This is a genomic window from Aquabacterium sp. (genome assembly GCF_004297345.1).
In the GTDB taxonomy this organism is placed as follows: Bacteria; Pseudomonadota; Gammaproteobacteria; order Burkholderiales; family Burkholderiaceae_C; genus Aquabacterium.
Genome location: NZ_SCTN01000449.1, coordinates 1 through 3,539, shown reverse-complemented (window position 1 = coordinate 3,539; position 3,539 = coordinate 1). Strand labels below are relative to the sequence as shown.

General features: G+C 62.1%; 3 protein-coding genes. 1 reads left to right on the top strand and 2 read right to left on the bottom strand.

Features of this window, described 5'->3' with window-relative positions; translation table 11 throughout:
* Positions 1 to 357, bottom strand: a 357-nt coding sequence (locus tag EPO09_RS17425) for a metal-dependent hydrolase (protein ID WP_290644939.1), incomplete at its 3' end; no start/stop codon positions are given.
* Positions 358 to 578: 221 nt separating this feature from the next.
* On the opposite strand from EPO09_RS17425, the gene EPO09_RS17420 reads away from it, so the two are divergent.
* Positions 579 to 1,718: a diguanylate cyclase gene (locus EPO09_RS17420; RefSeq protein ID WP_290644938.1), complete on the top strand. Its 1,140-nt coding sequence runs from the start codon at positions 579 to 581 to the stop codon at positions 1,716 to 1,718.
* Between the two features lie 39 nt (positions 1,719 to 1,757).
* Here EPO09_RS17420 and alaS read toward each other — a convergent pair.
* On the bottom strand, positions 1,758 to 3,539 hold a 1,782-nt coding region (gene alaS, locus EPO09_RS17415; protein WP_290644937.1), incomplete at its 5' end, for an alanine--tRNA ligase.

The window sequence follows — 3,539 nt, the reverse complement described above, 5'->3', positions numbered from 1 at the left end:
AAGTACGTTGACCAGATGCTCAACGTACTTGGTCAGGCGATCCACATCAACGCCCTGGCGGCGCAGGCGGTCGTTGTCCTGGCGATGCACCAGCGTGTGCTGGGCTTCCTGGCGATTGAAACCCTGAATGTCTTCCAGCAACTTGGGATCCTGGATCTGGTCGCGGAAATCGCGCACGCAGGTCATGAAAAACTTCTCACCAGGCGGGAAAATGATGGACAGGGCATCCCAGAAACGGCTCTTGAAGGGATCGCCTCCAAACCAGTATTTGGGCACATCGCCGCTCAGCCCAAAGTCCAGCTTTTCGCGCGGGATGATGGGATGCACGGCATCGTATTTGATGTTGTTGGCGCTCATGTTCATCACCTGTAAATCGGTTCCTCGGTGTCTCTAATTTAGACCTGCAAACCCTGATGCGCACAGGATCGGCGATGACAGTGAGGACGTCGCTGCGACAAACTCACACTTCCTTCATGCCGATCAATGGCCACTTCGTGGCAAATGTCACACCCTGAGCCACTCAAGTGCGGCTTCCGATATTCCGATATCTACCGAACCACCTAGCGAGGAGAGTCGGCGTGGCCATTTCATCCCCATCCACTTCTGGCCCCGCTTCAGCCCTACCCCAGCTTGCCTCATCGCTGACGACCGACGGTGCACAGCAGGCCTGGCACGAAAGCACAGAAGCCACCCAGCCCGAAGCTTTTCGTGCGCTGCTGCAAGGCATCGGCGTCATCGCCGGCTTGACCCATGTCGCGTTCTGCTCGCTGTTCTTCTGGGCGCACGTCACCTCACTGGCTTATGTGAACATCGGCAGCGTGCTGAGCTATGTGTGGGTGTTCGCGCTGGCCCGCCGTGGGCAGGTCGAACAGGCCTGGGCCGTGACGGTGCTGGAGGTGCTCGGGCACGCGATCCTGGCTGTGTCCGTGATCGGCTGGGACACTGGCTTTCACTACTACATCCTGCTGGTCATCCCGGTTGCCGTCATCAGTTCCATCAAACCCGTCGCACTGAAAGCCGCCACCGTTCTGGGGGTCATGATCACCTACCTCGTGCTGGACATCGTGCTGCGGCACCGCACGCCGCCCAACGAGTTGCCCATGGTCGTGATCGACGGCCTGCACTATTTCAACGTGGTCGGCGTGATGATCATCCTGCTGTTCCTGGCTGGCTATTACTACTACCTGATCGACAAGGCCGCCAATGCGCTGAGAGAAATGGCAGCGACCGATCCGTTGACGCATCTGAAAAACCGCCGCGCCATCACCGAGGTGATCCGCCGCGAAGAAAGCCGCGTGCGGCGTGGTCAGCCTTATCTGTCCTTCATCTTGTGCGATCTGGATCACTTCAAGTCCATCAACGACACCAAGGGGCACGACGCCGGCGATGCGGTGCTGCGTTCGGTCAGCAAGACGCTGCAAAGCTGCATGCGTGATGTGGACTTCGTGGCACGCTGGGGCGGTGAGGAGTTCCTGGCCGTGCTGCCCGATACCGACGAAGAAGGCGCCAGACTTGTGGCCGAACGCATGCGCGGCAAAATCGAGGGCACCTTGATCGAAGCCAACGGCAATGAGCCGTTCAAGGTCACGATGACCCTGGGGGTAGCCGTGATCCGCAAGGGCGAAAACGCGGAGCAAACGATTGCCCGAGCCGATGTGGCCTTGTATGAGGGCAAAAGAAACGGCCGCAACCGTGTGGTGGCTGCGGCCGGTGTTTGAAGCCTGCGGTCAGCAGGCTCGTGACGAACTGAACAGGATTCAGAGCTTCTCGCTCACCCAGCCCTGAACACCAGCCAGCGCCTTGGGCAAGCCCGCAGCGTCGGTGCCACCGGCCATGGCCATATCAGGCTTGCCGCCGCCCTTGCCGCCCACTTGCTGAGCCACAAAGTTGACCAGCTCGCCAGCCTTGACCTTGGATGTGGTGTCGGCCGTCACGCCTGCGGCGATCTGGACCTTGCCGCCGTCAACAGCGGCCAGCACGATGGCGGCGGTCTTGAGCTTGTCCTTGAGCTTGTCCATGGTGTTGCGCAAGGTGGCGGCGTCAGCGCCTTCCAGCACAGCGGCCAGCACCTTGACGCCCTTGACGTCCACGGCCTGCGCCATCAGCTCGTCACCCTGGCTGGAGGCCAGCTTGCCCTTGAGCGCGGCGATTTCCTTTTCCAGCGCACGGATCTGGTCCATGGCTGCGGCCACACGGGCAGGCACCTCTTGCGGTGTCGCCTTGATCAGGGCGGCCACGCCGTTGAGCGTGGTTTCCAGGTTCTGGGTGTAGGCCAGGGCAGCCGCGCCCGTGATGGCTTCCACACGACGCACACCAGCGGCCACGCCGCCTTCGGCCACGATCTTGAACAGGCCGATGTCACCCGTGCGCTGCACGTGGGTGCCACCACACAGTTCCTTGGACGAACCGATGGTCTGCACGCGCACGATCTCGCCGTACTTCTCGCCAAACAGCATCATGGCGCCGGACTTCTGGGCGTCATCCAGGGCCATGACCTGCGCTTGAGCAGCCGCGTTGGCCAGGATCTCGGCGTTGACCAGTTCCTCGACTTCGCGGATCTCTTCGTCCGTCATCGGGGCGTTGTGCGCAAAGTCGAAACGGGTACGGTCAGCAGTGACTTGCGAGCCCTTTTGCTGCACGTGGTCACCCAGCACTTCGCGCAAAGCCTTGTGCATCAAGTGGGTGGCGCTGTGGTTGCGCACGGTCTTGGCACGCACGTCAGCGTCAACGCGGGCATTGATCTTGTCGCCCACCTTGATGCTGCCTTCGACCACGCGGCCGTGGTGCCCGAACACCTCGGCCTGGATCTTCAGGGTGTCTTCCACCACGAAACGGCTGGAGCCGTTGCGCAGGTCGCCGCTGTCACCAGCCTGACCGCCGGATTCGGCGTAGAAGGGTGTGTGGTCCAGCACGATGACGGCATCGTCACCCGCGTTGGCTTCGGTTACCGAGGCGCCGTCTACGTAGATGGCGGTCACGTTGGCTGCGTCCACCGTCAGGTGTTCGTAGCCATGGAAGCCGGTGGCCACACCGTTGTATTCCAGGCCGGCGGCCATCTTGAACTTGCCGGCAGCACGGGCTTGCTGACGCTGGTGCGCCATGGCGGCGTCAAAGCCGGCCTGGTCCACGGTCACGTCACGCTCGCGGCAGACGTCGGCGGTCAGGTCAACCGGGAAGCCGTAGGTGTCATGCAGCTTGAACGCGGTTTCGCCGTCGATCTGCCTGGCGCCGGTGGCCAGGGCGCCTTCCAGGATCTCCATGCCGTGGGCGATGGTCTGGAAGAAGCGCTCTTCTTCGGTCTTGAGCACATCGGTGATGCGCTTTTCGTTCTGGCGCAGTTCGGGATAGGCCTCGCCCATCTGCTCGACCAGGGCTGCCACCAGCTTGTGGAAGAACGGCGTGCGAGCGCCCAGCTTGTAGCCGTGGCGGATGGCGCGGCGTGTGATGCGGCGCAGCACGTAGCCACGGCCTTCGTTGCTGGGGATGACGCCATCGGCCACCGTGAACGAGCAGGCACGGATGTGGTCGGCGATGACCTT